General features: G+C 62.0%; 14 protein-coding genes. 8 read left to right on the plus strand and 6 right to left on the minus strand.

The window, feature by feature from the left end; genetic code table 11:
* Positions 1-291: 291 nt before the first annotated feature.
* A complete protein-coding gene (locus HMPREF2808_RS01495; protein ID WP_070519802.1) occupies positions 292-723 on the minus strand; it encodes an aa3-type cytochrome oxidase subunit IV in 432 nt (143 codons plus the stop codon).
* A gap of 19 nt (positions 724-742) precedes the next feature.
* Positions 743-1,822 carry an aa3-type cytochrome oxidase subunit II gene (locus tag HMPREF2808_RS01500; protein ID WP_070519800.1) on the minus strand — a complete coding sequence of 360 codons (1,080 nt, stop codon included), beginning with the start codon at positions 1,820-1,822 and terminating at the stop codon, positions 743-745.
* Positions 1,823-2,176: 354 nt separating this feature from the next.
* Between HMPREF2808_RS01500 and asnB the strand changes: the two genes are divergently transcribed.
* Positions 2,177-4,099 (plus strand): asparagine synthase (glutamine-hydrolyzing), encoded by a 1,923-nt coding sequence (gene asnB / locus HMPREF2808_RS01505; RefSeq protein WP_070623274.1) that lies wholly within the window; start codon positions 2,177-2,179, stop codon positions 4,097-4,099.
* Positions 4,100-4,232: 133 nt separating this feature from the next.
* Here asnB and HMPREF2808_RS01510 read toward each other — a convergent pair whose 3' ends face one another.
* On the minus strand, positions 4,233-4,577 hold the full coding sequence (locus tag HMPREF2808_RS01510; RefSeq protein WP_070512402.1) for a HesB/IscA family protein: 345 nt from the start codon (positions 4,575-4,577) through the stop codon (positions 4,233-4,235).
* Positions 4,578-4,744: 167 nt separating this feature from the next.
* Between HMPREF2808_RS01510 and HMPREF2808_RS01515 the strand changes: the two genes are divergently transcribed.
* Both HMPREF2808_RS01515 and HMPREF2808_RS01520 read left to right on the plus strand, forming a co-directional pair.
* The gene (locus tag HMPREF2808_RS01515; RefSeq protein WP_070533389.1) at positions 4,745-5,437 is read left to right on the plus strand and encodes a DUF3043 domain-containing protein; all 693 of its coding nucleotides are present in this window, start codon (positions 4,745-4,747) and stop codon (positions 5,435-5,437) included.
* Positions 5,438-5,449: 12 nt separating this feature from the next.
* Complete coding sequence (locus HMPREF2808_RS01520; protein WP_070623277.1) at positions 5,450-6,364, plus strand: nicotinate-nucleotide--dimethylbenzimidazole phosphoribosyltransferase; 915 nt, start codon at positions 5,450-5,452, stop codon at positions 6,362-6,364.
* Between the two features lie 12 nt (positions 6,365-6,376).
* Here HMPREF2808_RS01520 and HMPREF2808_RS01525 read toward each other — a convergent pair whose 3' ends face one another.
* A complete protein-coding gene (locus HMPREF2808_RS01525; protein WP_070623280.1) occupies positions 6,377-7,477 on the minus strand; it encodes a branched-chain amino acid aminotransferase in 1,101 nt (366 codons plus the stop codon).
* 155 nt (positions 7,478-7,632) lie between these two features.
* On the opposite strand from HMPREF2808_RS01525, the gene HMPREF2808_RS01530 reads away from it, so the two are divergent.
* A complete protein-coding gene (locus tag HMPREF2808_RS01530; RefSeq protein WP_070623283.1) occupies positions 7,633-9,132 on the plus strand; it encodes a leucyl aminopeptidase in 1,500 nt (499 codons plus the stop codon).
* 25 nt (positions 9,133-9,157) lie between these two features.
* On the opposite strand, the gene HMPREF2808_RS01535 is transcribed toward HMPREF2808_RS01530, so the two are convergent.
* The gene (locus tag HMPREF2808_RS01535; protein WP_070623286.1) at positions 9,158-10,432 is read right to left on the minus strand and encodes a glutaminase; all 1,275 of its coding nucleotides are present in this window, start codon (positions 10,430-10,432) and stop codon (positions 9,158-9,160) included.
* 28 nt (positions 10,433-10,460) lie between these two features.
* Between HMPREF2808_RS01535 and HMPREF2808_RS01540 the strand changes: the two genes are divergently transcribed.
* Positions 10,461-11,003, plus strand: coding sequence for an isochorismatase family protein (locus tag HMPREF2808_RS01540; RefSeq protein ID WP_070623289.1), 543 nt, complete (start codon positions 10,461-10,463; stop codon positions 11,001-11,003).
* On the opposite strand, the gene HMPREF2808_RS01545 is transcribed toward HMPREF2808_RS01540, so the two are convergent.
* Positions 11,000-11,398 carry an oxidoreductase gene (locus HMPREF2808_RS01545; protein WP_070519782.1) on the minus strand — a complete coding sequence of 133 codons (399 nt, stop codon included), beginning with the start codon at positions 11,396-11,398 and terminating at the stop codon, positions 11,000-11,002. The two genes, HMPREF2808_RS01540 and HMPREF2808_RS01545, sit on opposite strands and share 4 nt — an antisense overlap.
* 148 nt (positions 11,399-11,546) lie before the next feature.
* Between HMPREF2808_RS01545 and sucB the strand changes: the two genes are divergently transcribed.
* From sucB to gcvP, 3 genes are all read left to right on the plus strand, one after another.
* A complete protein-coding gene (gene sucB / locus HMPREF2808_RS01550; RefSeq protein WP_083309010.1) occupies positions 11,547-13,586 on the plus strand; it encodes a 2-oxoglutarate dehydrogenase, E2 component, dihydrolipoamide succinyltransferase in 2,040 nt (679 codons plus the stop codon).
* A gap of 269 nt (positions 13,587-13,855) precedes the next feature.
* The gene (locus HMPREF2808_RS01555; RefSeq protein WP_070623292.1) at positions 13,856-15,010 is read left to right on the plus strand and encodes an MFS transporter; all 1,155 of its coding nucleotides are present in this window, start codon (positions 13,856-13,858) and stop codon (positions 15,008-15,010) included.
* A gap of 73 nt (positions 15,011-15,083) precedes the next feature.
* Positions 15,084-17,951, plus strand: a complete 2,868-nt coding sequence (gcvP, locus tag HMPREF2808_RS01560) for an aminomethyl-transferring glycine dehydrogenase (protein ID WP_070623294.1) — start codon at positions 15,084-15,086, stop codon at positions 17,949-17,951.
* The last annotated feature ends 1 nt before the right edge of the window (position 17,952 follow it).

The raw sequence follows: 17,952 nt of genomic DNA on the forward strand, positions 1-17,952 counted from the left end.
AGATAAATCACACCCCCGCTCGGCCGCGTAAGTGCAGGACTGCAACTTTCGGATGACCCCCGTAAAAACGCACGTTAACGTGCTGGAATTCCTACGGCCGACCTGCTCCCAGCCATCCTGGTACCCCAAGCCCTTCCCCAGTCTGCCGGGCTACACAAATTTTTTTGGGGCCTCCGGGAACTTTTTGCAACGCTTCGCGACGCCTTGAAGATCGACAAGGCCCCCGCCACGTTGTGTGGCAGGGGCGTGAGAAGTCGTGGCGCTAAGTCGCGCGGCAGGAGTGGCTAAGCCTTAGTGCTTTTCCTTCGGAAGACCGTACTGCAGGGACAGGCCGGTAACGGACGTCACGAGCAAGACAGCACCCAGGATGATCATCCAGAAGTAGAGGAAGATGATGCCAAGACCCAGCACCGCGATGGAGCCGGTCATGCACAGCGGCCAAATGGAGCTCGGAGAGAAGAAGCCGAGAATACCGGCTCCGTCTTCAGTCTCCGCTTCCTCCCAATCTTCCGGAGTGACGTCAACGCGGTTATCGGTGAAGTGGAGGTAGCCGCCCAGCATGATACACAGAAGCATGGCAAGGAGCATGCCAACGATACCGACCCACTCGGCGCCGTACAGGTAGCCATCATCCTTGACGTAGTTAACACCAATGATGTAGACGATGAGCGACACGAAGAGGTAGGTCGCAATTGAGTAAAAGACCTTAGATGTTGCACGCATTGTGTATCAGTTCCTTTTCTTATGCCGCAGACGAGGTGTCAACGAAGTTGTCGGCATCGCGAGTATCGCGCAGCGAGTTGAACGGAGTGGTGGTAACTGCGTAAGGCTCTTCACCAATGTGCTCAAGGGCCTCGGCGTTGGTTGCCTGCGGATTCTCCTCGCGGAACTTGAGGTACTCGTTGAAGTCCGCGCGGTCAACGGTGCGGATCTCGAAGTTCATCATGGAGTGGTAGGTACCGCACATCTCAGCACAGCGGCCGACGAAGGCACCCTTTTCCTCAATCTTCTCAACCTGGAAGCGACGCTCCTGGGAGTTCTTCTCCGGGTGTGCGTAGGCATCGCGCTTAAACAGGAACTCCGGAACCCAGAATGCGTGGGAAACGTCGCCGGAGGCAAGACGGAACTCAATCGGAGTGTCTACCGGGAGAACCAGAACCGGAACCTCTTCGGTGGTACCGACGGTCTCAATCTTGTTGAAGTTGAGGTAGGAAATGTCGCCCATGGACTTACCGTGAATCGGGTTGGGGTTCGCAGTACCCTCTGGATCCACAGCAGATTCCTCAGCGAGCTTCTGGCGCTCAGTATCGGCGCCATTGTAATTCTCGCCATCAACCTTATTCTCGGCGTAACCAAACTTCCAGTTCCACTGGAAGGCAGTCACGTCAACGGTGACCTCAGGGTTCTTATCCAAGGCCGTAACCTTCTGCTGTGCCTGAACGGTGAAGAAGAACAGGCCCATAATGATAAGGATCGGAATGATGGTCAATGCCATCTCCAGCGGCACGTTGTACTGCAGCTGCTTCGGGAACTCGCCCTTGCCAGCCTTCTCGGCCTTCTTCGCGCTCCAACGGAAGATGGCAGTGAGGAAGAGACCCCACATAATAAAGCCGATGATCCATGCAGCAACCCAGACCCAGATCCAGAAGTTGTACATCGAGTGAGCCTCAGGGGTAACACCCTTCGGCCAACCCATACCTAGGAGATTTTCAACGGCCGTCGGCGCTGCGACGTCACAACCTGCCAGAGCTAGACCGCCCAGAGCGATAACGCCCGCCAAGCCTGCCTTACGGCCGAGGTTGCGTTGCTTACGCTGTCCCACGTGTGTTCTGCCTTTCTGTGCACACAAACTTCTCGAATACTCACAGAGCATTCCTACCCAATCAGGATAGAGGATCACGCCTGAATTTCAGACCTTTTCGCTGGACTGATCAGGTGTTAGTTCCGCTCTATAAATAGTGAACGTACGGGATGTTACCGGCCCACCTGCGCAAGGTCACACCAGCTACCCCACCCTCCCCCTTCCGCCTATGACTCAATTCACAAGGCATACTGCTGTGCATCATCCGAAAGTTCGCACCCTAACGGGGAGCGCGGCGCGGGGTTCGCAGATCGCCCAACTCCAGCCGTAAAGTGTGTCGAGGATAGACCTTGATATATAAGGAGAAGCAAGTTTATGTGCGGACTCTGCGCGCTACTCAGCGCCGATCGCAACGCCGCCCAACACGTGGAGGCACTCGAGCAGTCCCTCCAGTGCATGCGCCATCGCGGCCCCGACGCTGCTGGTACTTGGCATGACGATGATGCGGCTTTTGGCTTTAACCGCCTGTCCATCATCGACCTCGAGCACTCCCACCAGCCGCTGCGTTGGGGCCCCGAAGACAACCCACAGCGCTACGCTCTCACCTTCAACGGCGAGATTTATAACTACGTCGAGCTGCGCGAAGAGCTCATCGCCGCCGGCTACACCTTTAACACCGAGGGCGATGGTGAGCCCATCGTCGTCGGCTACCACCACTGGGGCAAGGACGTAGTAGAGCACCTACGTGGCATGTTTGGTTTCGTCATCTGGGACACCGAAACGCGCACGATGTTCGCCGCCCGAGACCAGTTCGGCATCAAGCCCCTCTATTACGCCACCACGGCTGCCGGCACGGTGTTCGCCTCCGAGATGAAGTGCATCCTCTCGATGGCCAATTCGCTAGGTCTAGATCTCAGCCTTGATAAGCGCGCCATCGAGCACTACACCGACCTGCAGTACGTGCCGGAACCGGAATCCCTCCACGCCAATATTCGCCGCGTCGAGTCGGGTTGCACCGTTACTCTTCGTCCCGGCGAAAAGGTCGTGTCTGAGCGCTACTTCAAGCCTCGCTTCCCTATTCAGCCCGTTAAGCAGGGCGAAGAGCAAAAGCTCTTCGACAAGATTGCACGGGCGTTGGAGGATAGCGTCGAGAAGCACATGCGTGCCGATGTAACCGTAGGTTCCTTCCTGTCCGGCGGCATTGACTCCACTGCCATTGCGGCCTTGGCCAAGCGCCACAATCCGAACCTGCTCACCTTCACTACTGGCTTCGAGCGGGAAGGCTATTCCGAGGTGGATGTCGCCGCCGAGTCTGCCGAGGCAATCGGTGTGGAGCACATCGTCAAAATTGTCTCCCCCGAGGAGTACGCCGACGCCGTCCCGAAGATCATGTGGTACCTGGACAATCCCGTTGCCGATCCTTCCCTCGTGCCGCTGTACTTCGTTGCCCAGGAGGCCCGCAAACACGTCAAGGTGGTACTTTCCGGCGAAGGCGCAGACGAGCTCTTTGGTGGCTACACCATTTACAAGGAACCGCTCTCACTGGCTCCGTTTGAGAAGATTCCTTCCCCACTGCGCCGCGGCTTGGGCAAGCTCTCGCAGGTGCTCCCCGAAGGAATGAAGGGCAAGTCCCTACTCAACCGCGGTTCCATGACCATGGAGGAGCGCTACTACGGAAATGCTCGTTCCTTCAACTTCGAGCAGCTCCAGCGCGTCCTGCCCTGGGCTAAACAGGAATGGGACCACCGCGAGGTGACCGCGCCGATTTATGCGCAGTCTCAAGATTTCGACCCCGTAGCCCGCATGCAGCACCTCGACCTCTTTACGTGGATGCGCGGCGATATCCTGGTCAAGGCCGACAAGATGAACATGGCCAACTCGCTCGAGCTGCGCGTGCCCTTCCTTGACAAGGAAGTGTTTAAGGTCGCGGAGACCATCCCCTATGACCTCAAGATTTCGCACGGCACCACCAAGTACGCGCTGCGCAAGGCCATGGAGCAGATCGTCCCGCCGCACGTGCTGCACCGCAAGAAGCTTGGCTTCCCAGTTCCCTTGCGCCACTGGCTGGCCGGCGATGAACTCTACGGTTGGGCCCAAGATCAGATCACGGAGTCCCAGACCGAGGACATCTTCAACAAGAAGGAAGTACTGGAGATGCTCAAGGAACACCGCGACGGAGTATCCGATCACTCGCGCCGCCTGTGGACGGTTCTGTCCTTCATGATCTGGCACGGCATCTTCGTGGAAGAGCGCATCGACCCCAATCTTGAGCAGCGCGATTATCCCGTGAAGCTCTAGAGTCACCCACCCTCTTCTGTCCAACTTCCAGAAGCAGGAAACGGTACCGGGAACCCGGTACCGAGAAGATTGAAGAATAAAAAGCGAAGCCCTCGCCACGTGGCGAGGGCTTCGGCATATCGTCTAGGTGACTTTAATTGAAGGAGTCACCGCAAGCGCAGGAACCGCCAGCGTTGGGGTTATCGATGGTAAAGCCCTGTGCCTCAATGGTGTCGGAGAAATCAATCTTGGCACCGGTGAGGTACGGGATGGACATCTTGTCTACGACGAGGTTGACGCCGCCGATGGTGTCCACCTTGTCACCATCCAGAGTGCGGTCATCAAAGTAGAGCTGGTAGCGCAGGCCAGCGCAGCCACCCGGCTGGACAGCGATGCGCAGCGAGAGATCATCGCGGCCTTCCTGCTCAAGCAAGGACTTTGCCTTGGCAGCAGCGGCCTCGGTCAGGATAACTCCGGTTGCAGACGCGGGAGCGGTCATGGTTTCTCCTCTTATATATACGGAATTTTCTGGAGCCCACCCTACCCCCTCACAGGAGAGGAAGAAAGGATGCCTCGCAGTAGAACAGTGTCGTGCTCTCTTTCCTCAACGCCGGCTCCCGCGGGCCTATTCCCAGTATGTCCATGCGACCTTGTACGCTAAACAGCGTGAAACTTCCGTGGCAAAAAGATGACAAGACCTCTTCACCCGCCGAACAAACCCCGGCGCCGGAAGAGCAACCCGCCGCCGAGAAACCGCACCGCAAGGGCTACACGCCGCCGAAGGGCCGCCCTACGCCCAAGCGCGATGCGCAGGAAATCGCCCGCGGCGTCAAGCGCGATCCCCGAGGAATGTCGGAGGCGCAGCGCTACCAGCACCGCAAGGAGCTCAAGGCTTCCATGTCCAAGCAGGAGTGGAAGGAATACAAGCGCAAAGAGCGCCAAGAGTCCCGCGAGCGCAACAAGGTGGCACAGGAGCGCATGGCCGCTGGCGACGAGCGCTACCTTCTCGCCCGCGATAAGGGCGAGGTCCGCCGCTACGTGCGTGATTGGGTAGATTCCCGCCGCTTCATCAACGAGTGGGTCATGCCTTTTGCCATCGTGCTGCTGGTGCTCATGTTCGTCAGCACCCGGGACCCGCGCCTGTCCCAGATCATTTCTATCGGCGCCATGGCGGTCATCGTGGTCTTCGCGGTCGAGGGCTTCTGGCTCGCGCGCAAGTGCAACAACGCAGTGCGCCTCAAGTTCCCCGGCACCACCGAGGCCGGTTTTGGCCTAGGCTTCTACGCGTACTCCCGCGCCTCCCAGCCGCGTAAGTGGCGCACCCCGCGCCCGCAGGTGGAGCGCGGAGCCACCGTCTAGACCGGAGGACACATGCCTGAATTCACCGCCGTTCCCCAGCTGCGCCCTGCAACCGCAGCACAACCAAACCGCGTGGCAGAGATTGCCGCGTGGTTGGCGGCAGCCCAGGATTCTCAGCAGGCTAAGCCCCTTCAGCGCCCTCGTGCGATTGTCTTTCTCAGCAATCCCGCTATCGCGACGCACACCACCGACGACGAGCTCACGCAGCACTCCCCTGCTGATGAGGAACGGTGGCGCGAGAACATCTTCAGCGCTGCGCAGCGCGCAGGGGCAGGCATAGACTTCGTCGAGTGCACCAGCGCAGAGTCCACCAGCCCTGAGCCTGGCGCCACCTCCGCCGCCATGACTCCCGCGGAGTTCGAGTCCTTCATCGATGTGGGCATGGCCACCGCAGATCGCGAGATCGATTCCGGTTCGGATCTACTCATAGCGTCGGCTCGTGGCATCGATGACGCGACCGTCGCCGCAAGCCTTATGGGCCGGATTACCCACACCGAACCGGTGGCCATCGTGGGGACGAATACGCTCGCCAGCGGTATTACGGATGCACAGTGGAAGACACGAGTGAGCATTGTCCGTGATTGCATGTTCCGCGCCCGCAACCTGGAGGGCTGGGAAGTTGTGCAGACCATCGGCATCCCGAGTGTGGCAGCACTAGTGGGTTTCATCGCCCAAGCCACGGCGCGGCGGACGCCGGTGCTTATCGACGGCCCCCTGGCCGCCACCGCCGCCGTCCTCGCCGAGCGCAGTGCCCCCGGTGTGAAAGGCTGGCTGCGCGCGGGAAGCACGACCCCCGAACCGGCGTATGCCCTCGCTCTCAAGGAGCTCGGGATTGAACCGCTGCTCGATTTGAATCTAAGTGAAGGTTTCCCCCTCGGCGCGCTCGCGGCCCTGCCGCTGGTGCAGCTGGCCGCCGAGCTTGCCTAAGCGAATTGCGCTCTAAGCCTCCACCAGCTTGTGCAGCCAGCCGTGGGTATCCTCAACGGACCCGCGCTGGATACCGGTGAGGCGCTCACGCAAAGCCATCGTCGTGGCCCCTGCCTCATCGTTGTTGATGTGGAAGTCAGTATCGGTGCCCATGACGTGGCCCACCGGGGTAATGACGGCAGCGGTACCGCAGGCAAAGGCCTCCACCATCGCGCCGGAAGCAACGTCTTGCTCCCACTCCTTGTAGGTGATGCGACGCTCTTCGACCTTCAAGCCCATATCTTCGGCCACCTGCAGCAGGGACTTGCGGGTAATGCCCGGAAGCAGCGAGCCCGACAACGCCGGAGTTACCAGAGTCTGGTTGCCCTCTTCGCCGTAGACGAAGGCCAGGTTCATGCCGCCCATCTCCTCGATGTAGGTGCGGTCGATAGCATCCAACCACACCACCTGGTCGCAGCCCTTCTCCGCTGCCTGCGCCTGAGCGAGCAGGGAGGCCGCGTAGTTGCCGGCAAACTTGGCCGCACCCGTGCCGCCGGGGGCAGCGCGAACAAAGTCGGTGGACAGCCAGACGGACACCGGCTTGATACCACCGGAGAAGTACGCGCCGGCCGGGGAGGCGATGACAACATAGCGGTAGGAGTGCGCCGGGTGCACGCCCAGGGACACATCGGTAGCGATCATGAAGGGGCGGAAGTACAGAGCTGCTTCGCCACCGGCTTCGGGGACCCAGGCCTGGTCGACGTCGACAAGCTGGCGCAGGGACTCAATGAACTCTTCTTCCGGAAGCTGCGGCATGGCCATGCGCTCCGCGGAAGCCTGCAGACGCTGCGCGTTCTGCTCCGGGCGGAAGGTGGCGATGCTGCCATCGGGCTGGCGGTAGGCCTTGATGCCCTCGAAGATAGCCTGGCCATAGTGGAAGACAGTGGACGCCGGATCCATACTGAACGGCGCGTAGGGGCGCACCTGCGCGTCATGCCATCCCTTGTCCTCGGTCCAGTCAATCGTCACCATATGATCGGTGAAGTATTTGCCAAAGCCCGGGTTAGCCAAAATCTCCTGCAGGCGCTCCGGGGAGGTGGGGTTTTCAGTTCGCGTCACGGTGTAATTCAACATGTTTCATAGCGTACTCCCCCAACACCTATAGATATGCAGAAATGCCCTAGCGGCGTAGTCACCCCTTGAGCGCATCGCCCCTGACGCGTTCCACATCATGGACACGGGTAGGGTGTGAGGAGTATCCCATTGTCACTTTTCTCAAGGAGGACATCGTGGCTTCTACCACGTTCGAATTGCCCGCACGCGGCTCTTTCCCCACCGTTGAGCTGGCCAAGAAGGCCCCCAAGCAGGCGGACGCCCTGTTAATCGCAACCTTTGCTGGCGAGGATGGGCTCGAGGTGCCGGGCACCTCCCTACTCGGCTCCTCGGCGCTGCGCTCGACGTATGAGGCCCTCACCGCAGTGGGGGCGACGGGCAAGGCTGGGGAAATCGTGAAGGTCCCCGCCCCGCAGAAGGCGGGTGCCGCACAGGTCATCGCGTTGGGTTTGGGCGGCGTCGAGGAACTCGACGATGAAGCACTGCGCCGCGCTGCGGGCAGCGCCGCCCGTGCCACCACTGGCGTGGGCACCATCGTGACCACCCTCGCGGACTTCGGTGTGAGCGCCGCCGTCGAAGGCCTCATCCTTGGCGGCTACGCCTACCGCGGCATCCGCTCCACCGAGCTCACGGAAAAGGAACAGCCCGCAACCTTCGTCGTCGTGGCTGATAAGTCCGCCTCCGAAGAGTTCGAGGCCGCTCGCACCGTGGCAGAGTCTGTCTTGTTCACCCGTGACTTGGTGAATACCCCGGCGAACGAGCTCTACCCGGAGTCCTACGCCGCCATCATCTCCAGCCAGGCCGAGGAAGCCGGGCTTGACGTCGAGGTGCTCGATGAAAAGCAGCTGGCAAAGCAGGGCTTCGGTGGCATCTTGGCTGTGGGTAAGGGCTCGGCCCGCCCGCCGCGCCTGGTGCGCCTGAGCTGGAAGCCCAAGAAGGCCAAGAAGCACGTGGCTCTTGTGGGCAAGGGCATCACCTTCGATACCGGCGGTATTTCCTTGAAGCCGGGCAACGGTATGTGGGACATGATCTCGGACATGGGTGGCTCGGCTGCCATGGCTGCCACCATTATCGCGGCTGCCAAGTTAAAGCTGCCGGTCCAGATCACCGCTACCCTGCCGCTGGCTGAGAACATGCCGGGCTCTGGCGCCACCCGCCCGGGCGATGTCATTACCCACTACGGTGGCCTGACCTCAGAGGTGCTCAACACCGACGCCGAGGGCCGCCTCGTGCTTTCCGACGCCATTGCGCGCGCCAGCGAGGACAAGCCCGACTACCTCATCGAGACCGCTACTCTTACGGGCGCACAGATCGTGGCGCTGGGCTCTCGCACCGCGGGCGTTATGGGCTCCGAGGTCTTCCGCGATCGCATCGCCGAAATCGGCCGCGAGGTGGGCGAAAACGCGTGGGCGATGCCGCTGCTGGAGGAGCACGACGAGGAGATTAAGTCCCAGGCCGCGGACATCCGCAACATCAACGCCAAGCGTGAAGGCGGCATGGAGTTCGCAGGCACCTACCTCAAGCAGTTCGTAGGCGAAGGCATCGAGTGGGCACACATCGATATCGCCGGCCCCTCTTGGAACGGTTCCGCTCCGCGCGGCTACACCCCGAAGCGCGCCACCGGCGTACCGGTGCGCACCGTGGTGGCAACGCTGCGCGAGATCTCCGAGTCCTAATCTCGTGTGGGCGGCTTCAGGCCGCTCACACTTCTTCCCCGGCGATGACGTAGTCCTCCTTGTCCGCCAGCGGGAGGACGGTGCCGTCGGACATCGCGCGGTCGGTGACGACCCCGTTATCGTCGACAAGCGCCACCTCGTTGCCCCCCTCACGCAGCCGGCGCAGGCCTTCCTTGAGCATGCGCCGGCCCACCGTGTGCAGGCCGGAAACCTGCGAGAAGTCCAGTGCTAGGCGCTTGCCAGAGAATTGGCGCTCCTCCAGCTCGTGGAGGATGGCTTCCGTAGCGGTGAAATTGATGTGGCCCTGCAGTCGGATAATCGCGGTCTCTTCATCCTCGTCGACGCTGCGCACCGGGTGCACGCCGAAGCGGTTCTCCGTGGACATCAGGTGCAGGCCCATGTCCGAGGAGAGCTCGCGGAAAATCGCGGTGCCACGCACGCTATTTCCCTGCTCGTCGAGGCGCGGCGAGAACGTCGCCACACCGATCTGCCCCGGCAGCGTACCAATGAGCCCGCCGGCCACACCCGACTTAGCGGGGATTCCCACTTCCGCCATCCAACGCCCCGCGCCGTCATACATGCCACACGAACTCATCACTGCCAAGGTCATGCGGCACACGTCGGCGTCCAGAATCTTCTCCCCCGTCACCGGCTGGCGCCCACCATTGGCCAAAGTCGCGGTCATGACGGCGAGGTCGCGCACGTCGACCGACAGCGCGCACTGCGAGGTATAGGACAGTACCGCGTCGTGGGCATCGTCCTGAATGATCTCATAAGAACGCAGCATGTGCGCGAGCGAAAGGTTTCGTTCGGCGTGCTCGAGCTCGGAGTCGCACAGGCGCTTATCGACGTCCACCTCGCGCCCCGCCAGCTTTGAAATGAAAGAACGAATCTTCTCCACGCGGTCCTCCACGCTGGAGTCCACACCGTTGATGAGCTGGTTGACCACAATGGCACCGGCGTTGATCATCGGGTTCACTGGGCGGTGATCCTTTGCCAGGGAGAGCTCGTTAAAGGCCTGGCCGGAGGGCTCTAGGCCGACGACCTCACGGACCTCATCGAGCCCCAGCTCCTGCAGCGCCAGCGCGTAGACGAAGGGCTTGGAGATGGACTGGATGGTAAAGCGGTTCTCCGCATCGCCAGCACTGTACAGGTGCCCCGTCACAGAGCACAGGGCTACGCCGAGTTGCTCAGGGTTTGCGCTGGCCAACTCTGGGATATAGTCCGCGACCTCGCCAGAATCGTGGTCGTGAACACGGTCGAGGATTTTTTGTAGATAAAAAGGAATCGGTGATTTCATCGGCATCCAGCCTATAGAATTACCGCGTATGAAGCCTGCACTCATCATCGTTGACGTCCAACATGACTTCTGCCCTGGCGGCGCACTTGCCACCGAAAAAGGCAACGAGGTGGCTGACCGTATCGGTGCCCTTCAGCCCAGCTATGACACCGTCGTGGCTACCCAGGACTGGCACATCGATCCGGGCAGCCACTTTTCCGGATCGCCCGACTTCGTCGATTCCTGGCCAGTGCACTGCGTTGCTGATTCCTTTGGTGCCGCCATGCACGAATCCATCGGCGCCGCCCAAGCCTACTTCCGCAAAGGCGAATACACCGCTGCGTATTCCGGGTTCGAAGGCGCGGCCGATGGTGTGTCATTGGCAGACTGGTTGCGCGAGCACAACATCACCGCCGTGGACATCGTTGGCATCGCCACCGATCACTGCGTGCGGGCCACGGCGCTCGACGCAGTTAAGGAAGGCTTCGCCGTCCGCGTTCTGGCACACTACTGCGCGCCTGTCGATGAGTCCCGTGGCGCCGCCGCGCTTGCCGAGCTCACGGATGCGGGCGCAACCATCGTGAAGGACTAGTCCTTATTCTGCTGCTGGCGCTGCTCAAAGCGCTCGCGGCGTTCGCGCTGCTCTTCCCTCTTGCGCAGGATGCGTTCGCGTTCAATGCGCTCGCGCATGCGCTGCGGATAGCCGGTCTCCTCGACGTCATAGACATCGCACCGAAGCAGCTTGGCCACCGCATCGATCCCTTTAGGCCCGCCGATACGGCGGCGGATGAAGGCGCCGTTCTCATCAACCACGACCACAGACATCTCGTTGACCACGGTCTCCGGCTCAACAAAGGCCTCGATATACGCGCGCCCCTGTGCCCAGGTTTGAAGCTCGCGGGCATCTTCTGCGCGAATCGTCTCCCCCGGTGCGCGGGGTGGGCGCAGCTGGGACTTAGAGCTGTTGCGGCGGAAGGGGTTGAACATGGCTCTTTAGCCTACAGGAGGCATCCTTGAGCCCCTTCGCGCGGAGGATGCCCTAATTCACCCCACCCGTGCGCGCCTTTTATAAACACGCTGTAGAATCGAACACTAGCGTTTCAATAATTCCAACTTTCGAGGAGTCTTAATACTTATGGCACACTCTGTTGTGATGCCCGAACTGGGCGAATCTGTAACCGAAGGCACGATTACCCAGTGGCTGAAGTCCGTCGGCGACACCGTTGAGGTCGACGAGCCTTTGCTCGAGGTCTCCACCGACAAGGTCGACACCGAAATCCCATCCCCGGTCGCCGGCACCATCCTCGAAATCAAGGCAGAGGAAGATGACACCGTAGACGTGGGCGAGGTCATCGCCATCATCGGTGACGAGGGCGAGTCCGCACCGGCTGCTGAGGAGTCGGAGGATTCCTCCGAGAAGGCCAAGGAGACTCCGGACAAGCCTGCTGAAGACGCTGAGTCCGAGGCCCCTGCTGCTTCTGGTGATGCCACCGACGTTGAGATGCCGGAACTCGGTGAGTCCGTCACCGAGGGCACCATCACCCAGTGGCTGAAGTCCGTCGGCGACACCGTCGAGGTCGACGAACCACTCCTCGAGGTCTCCACCGACAAGGTCGACACCGAAATCCCGTCTCCAGTCGCCGGCACCCTCGTTGAAATCCTCGCCGAGGAAGACGACACCGTCGACGTCGGCGCCGTCATCGCCCGCATCGGCGACGGCTCCGCCGCCTCCGAGAAGCCTGCCGCCAAGGAAGAAAAGGCAGAAGAAACGAAGGAAGAGCCCAAGGCAGAGGCTAAGACCGAGGACAAGCCTGCTGCTTCTGGTGATGCCACCGACGTGGAAATGCCGGAGCTCGGTGAGTCCGTCACCGAGGGCACCATCACCCAGTGGCTGAAGTCCGTCGGCGACACCGTCGAGGTCGACGAACCACTCCTCGAGGTCTCCACCGACAAGGTCGACACCGAAATCCCGTCTCCAGTCGCCGGCACCCTCGTTGAAATCCTCGCCGAGGAAGACGACACCGTCGACGTCGGCGCCGTCATCGCCCGCATCGGCGACGGCTCCGCCGCAGCCTCCGAGAAGCCGGCCACCAAGGAAGAAAAGGCAGAGCCGAAGGCAGAAGAAAAGAAGGAAGAGCCTAAGGCAGAAGCCAAGACCGAGGACAAGCCGGCCGCTTCCTCCACGTCCTCCGAGCCGAAGGCATCCGAGACCTCCACGAAGGTCAACAACGGTGACAACGTCCCGTATGTCACCCCGCTGGTACGCAAGCTGGCCGAGAAGCACGGCGTGGATCTCTCCACTGTCTCTGGCACCGGTGTTGGCGGCCGCATCCGCAAGCAGGACGTGCTGGCCGCTGCTGGTGAGGGTGAGGCTCCGGCTTCCTCCGCTAAGGCAGCTTCCACCAGCCCGCGCGCTCGCTGGTCCACCAAGTCCGTGGATCCGGAGAAGCAGGAGCTCATCGGCACCACCCAGAAGGTCAACCGTATCCGCGAGATCACGGCATCCAAGATGGTTGAGGCCCTCCAGATCTCCGCCCAGCTGACCCACGTCCAGGAAGTCGATATGACCGCCATCTGGGATATGCGCAAGCAGTCCAAGCAGGCGTTCATTGACAAGTACGAGGCCAACCTCTCCTTCCTGCCGTTCATCGTGAAGGCAACCGTAGAGGCACTGGTGTCCCACCCGAACGTCAACGCGTCCTACAACCCGGAGACCAAGGAGATGACCTACCACGCTGACGTCAACGTGGCCATCGCCGTGGACACCCCGAAGGGCCTACTGACCCCGGTCATCCACAAGGCTCAGGAGCTGACGCTGCCGGAGATCGCTCAGAAGATCGCCGAGCTGGCTGACAAGGCACGCAACAACAAGCTCAAGCCGAACGATCTGACCGGTGCAACCTTCACCGTGACCAACATCGGCTCCGAGGGCGCCCTGCTGGATACCCCGATTCTGGTTCCGCCGCAGGCCGGCATCCTGGGCACCGCCGCTATTACCAAGCGCGCGGTTGTCGTCACCGAGGACGGCCAGGACGCCATCGCTATCCGCCAGATGTGCTACCTGCCGTTCACCTACGACCACCAGGTGGTCGACGGTGCCGACGCTGGTCGCTTCATCACGACCATCAAGGACCGCCTCGAAACCGCAGATTTCGAAGCTGACCTTGACCTCTAAGACTTAACAAGACTCTAGGTCTTAAGAGGCTGCTCCCCCACCACTGCGGCGGGGGAGCTTCGTCGTTTTCGCCCTGCTTTCCTCCACCCCACAAACACAGCTCGGTGACATCGCTCAGCGGCGCCGCAACTGCCCGTTCTGCCAAAGTTATCGTCCTCGACTCAAGATCTGGCCGGATCTTTGGCAACAACGGCAGTTAGGCGCGTTTTCTTTATCCGTCTTGCCACCAAGACCCGACAACTGTGACTCAGCACACTAGACTGAGCCGCATGGTTTCTCAGAAGTGGTTTCGCGTCGCACTCGGTATGTTCCTCGTCGCCTGCGGCGCTAATCTCTTCGCCCCCATGGTCGTGGTCTACCAAACCACCACCTCCCTCGGGGTTCTGCAAACGACCTTCCTTTTTGGCATCTACGCCCTCGGCATCATGGTCGCCCTATTCATCGGTGGTCCGCTTTCGGATTCGCTAGGACGCCGCGCCATCATGCGCCCAGCTGTCCTCACCACCACCGCCGGTTCCCTCGTTTTCCTCACCGGCGCAGGCGGCGCCTTCCTCCCCTTGTTGATCGGCCGCCTGTGCGCCGGTGCCGCCGTGGGCCTCGCCATGTCTTCCGGCGCAGCCTGGATCAAGGAGCTCAGCACACACCTGAGCGTTGGGGCCAAGCGTTCCTCCATAGCGCTGTCGGCCGGTTTCGCATCGGCACCCGGCGTGGCTGGTATCGCCGCCGAGTTCCTCCCCTGGCCCACCGTCGTGCCTTATCTTTTGCACATCGGACTAGCACTCGTCGTGGTCCCACTCGTGTGGACGGTGCCGGAACCGAGATCTACACAGGCAGCTTCGAGGCGCCGTTCATTTGTCCCGACCAGCCTGATTACTCCCCGCTACTTACCGGTGGTGGCCTACGCACCGTGGGTCTTCGGCTCCGCCACCACCGCCTTCGTATTCCTGCCCGCGCAGCTCAGCGAGCACCTACGCCACCCCGTTCTTGTCGCCGGCCTGTGCGCGCTTCTCACCATGGGCAGCGGCGTGGTTATCCAGCAACTGGCTGGCCACATCCGCGTGACCTCGTTCCACGGCATGGCGCTGGCCGCAGTAGGAATGGCACTGTGCCTCGCCGTCCTCGCTGCGGCTCATCATGGTTGGGCAGTTTTTCTCCTGCCTATCGCGGCCATCATCATGGGCAGCTCCTATGGAATCGGCATGCTCAGCGGACTCGCGGAGACCCAAGCCATCGCCGACGCAGAGGAGCTCGGCGCAGCGACGGGGGTGTTTTATTCACTGACCTATCTGGGTTTCTTTGCCCCCTTCATCCTGTCACTTTTGGGCCCTGCCGTTGGCTATTCCACGGCCTTCGTCATCGGCCTCACCGTCGCGGTAGCGACCGCCGTAGCGCTGCGCCTCCATGTCAGGGGTAACCGGGGCTAATGTCATGGCCTACGCCTTATACTTGGGGGCAGTTTAGGTCACACAAACTAACGCCACAAAGGAGATAAAACACATGGATTTCATCTCTCGCCACCTCGGGCCTGATGCGGCCGAGTGTGAGACGATGCTCAAGGCAGTGGGCTATGACAGCGTGGAGGCACTCGTCGATGCCGCCCTGCCCACCTCCATCCGCGCCACCGAAGCGCTGAACCTCCCGGAAGCTTTGAGCGAAGATGACGCGCAGGCGAAGCTGCGCGAGTACGCCTCCCAGAACGTCGTGCTGAAGTCCTTTTACGGCCAGGGTTATTCCGATCCCCTCACCCCGGCGGTCATCCGCCGCGGGCTGTTGGAAGATGCCGGCTGGTACACCGCCTACACGCCCTACCAGCCGGAGATTTCCCAGGGCCGCCTCGAAGCCTTGCTCAATTTCCAGACCATGATTGAGTCCCTGACCGGTCTTCCCATCGCGAACGCCTCGCTTCTCGACGAAGCCTCCGCCACCGCCGAAGCCGTCGGCCTCATGGCCCGCGCGGTGAAGAAGGGCCGCCGCGTGCTGCTCGATTCCCGCCTGCACCCGCAGGTTCTCGCCGTCGCCGCCGAGCGTGCACGCGCCATCGAGCTCGAGGTCGAGATTGCTGATGTCCGCGATGGCATCGTCGGCGAAGACTTCGTCGGCGCCGTTCTGGCTTACACGGGCACCGAAGGCGATATCATCGACCCCCGTGCCGCCATCGAGGAGCTGCACACCCGCGGCGCTCTTGCCGCCGTCGTGGCTGACCCCCTGTCGCTGCTTCTCTTGGAAGCCCCCGGCGAGATGGGCGCAGACGTCGTCCTCGGCTCCTCGCAGCGCTTCGGTGTCCCGCTCTTCTTCGGCGGCCCGCACGCGGCCTTCATGTCTGTTACGGACAAGCTCAAGCGCCAGCTGCCCGGCCGCATCGTGGGCGTGTCCAAGGATGCCGCTGGCCGCCCCGCCTACCGGCTCGCATTGCAGACTCGTGAGCAGCACATCCGCCGCGAGCGCGCGACCTCCAACATCTGCACCGCCCAAGCACTTCTGGCCAACGTGGCCTCCATGTACGCGGTGTACCACGGGCCTGAGGGCCTCAAGGCCATCGCGCAACGTGTCCACGACCGCGCTTCTGCTTTCGCTAAGGCAGTCACCGACGCAGGCAAGGACATTGTCTCGCGCGACTTCTTCGACACCGTGACCGTCACCGGCGTGGATGCCGCGGCCATCAAGACCCAGCTGCAGGAGCAGGGCTACCTGGTGCGCACCATCGGCTCGGACAAGGTCTCGGTCTCCTTCGGCGAGTCCGCCACCAACGAGGATGTCAACATCCTCACCGCCGCCTTCGGCGCCGAGTCCTCCGCTAACTCCGAGCCGGCCGCGTCTGGCTCCTTCGAGATTCCGTCCTCCGTCCAGCGCGCCGAGGCCCCGCTGCAGCACGAGATCTTCAACTCCATCCACTCCGAGACCCAGATGCTGCGCTACCTGCGTACCTTGGCGGATAAGGACCTGGCCCTGGACCGCACGATGATCCCTCTGGGTTCGTGCACGATGAAGCTCAACCCCACCGCTGCGATGGAGCCCATCTCCTGGCCGGAATTCGCCGGCATCCACCCGTATGCCCCGGAGGAGACCACCGCGGGCTGGCGCGCGCTGATCGACGAACTCGAGTCCTGGCTCGCCGAGATAACCGGCTACGCCCAGGTCTCCATCCAGCCCAACGCCGGCTCCCAGGGCGAGCTGGCCGGCCTTCTGGCCATTCGCCGCTACCACGTGGCCAACGGCGATCACGGCCGCGATGTCATCCTCATCCCGGCCTCCGCGCACGGCACCAATGCGGCCTCAGCCACCTTGGCCAACCTGCGCGTCGTCGTGGTCAAGACCGCGGACGATGGCTCGATTAACCTCGCCGACCTCGACGCCAAGATCGAGCAACACGGCGAGCACATCGCCGGCATCATGATTACCTACCCCTCCACCCACGGCGTCTTCGACCCCGAGGTACGCGAGGTCTGCGACAAGGTCCACGCGGCCGGCGGCCAGGTCTACATCGACGGCGCCAACATGAACGCGCTAGCCGGTTGGGCCCGTCCGGGTGCCTTCGGCGGCGATGTGTCCCACCTGAACCTGCACAAGACCTTCACCATCCCGCACGGCGGCGGTGGCCCGGGTGTGGGCCCGGTGGGCGTCGCCAAGCACTTGGTGCCCTTCCTGCCGTCGGATGCCAACGACCCCAAGCTGGATCCCTCGCAACCGACTGCGGAGACCACCGGCGTGCCGTCCACAGCATCGCGCTACGGTTCCGCCGGCGTGCTGCCGATTTCCTGGTCCTACCTGGCCATGATTGGCGCCCAAGGACTCACGGAGGCCACGAGTCACGCCATCCTCGGCGCAAACTACCTGGCGCAGAGCCTGAAGGATTCCTTCCCAGTGCTTTACACGGGCAATGCCGGCCTCGTGGCTCACGAGTGCATCTTTGACCTGCGCGAGCTGACCGACGCCTCCGGCGTCACCGCCGCTGACGTGGCCAAGCGCCTCGTGGACTACGGCTTCCACGCGCCGACCCTCTCCTTCCCGGTGGCCGGCACCCTCATGGTGGAGCCCACCGAGTCCGAGGACCTGGGTGAGCTGGACCGCTTCATCGAAGCCATGCGCTCCATCCGCGCCGAAATCCAGGAGATTATCGACGGCCAGGTGGCCTACGAGGACTCCGTCATCCACCATGCCCCGTTCAACGCCGAGTCCGTCGCGGCCGACGAGTGGGATTTCGCCTTTAGCCGCCAGCAGGCCGCCTACCCGGTAACTTCGCTGCGCGCCAACAAGTACTTCCCGCCGGTGCGCCGCATCGACGAGGCTTATGGTGACCGCAACCTGGTGTGCACCTGCCCGCCGCCAGAGGCTTTTGACTACTCCGACGACAACCAGGAGGTTTAAT

It is taken from the genome of Corynebacterium sp. HMSC078A10 (genome assembly GCF_001811565.1).
Taxonomy (GTDB): domain Bacteria; phylum Actinomycetota; class Actinomycetes; order Mycobacteriales; family Mycobacteriaceae; genus Corynebacterium; species Corynebacterium hesseae.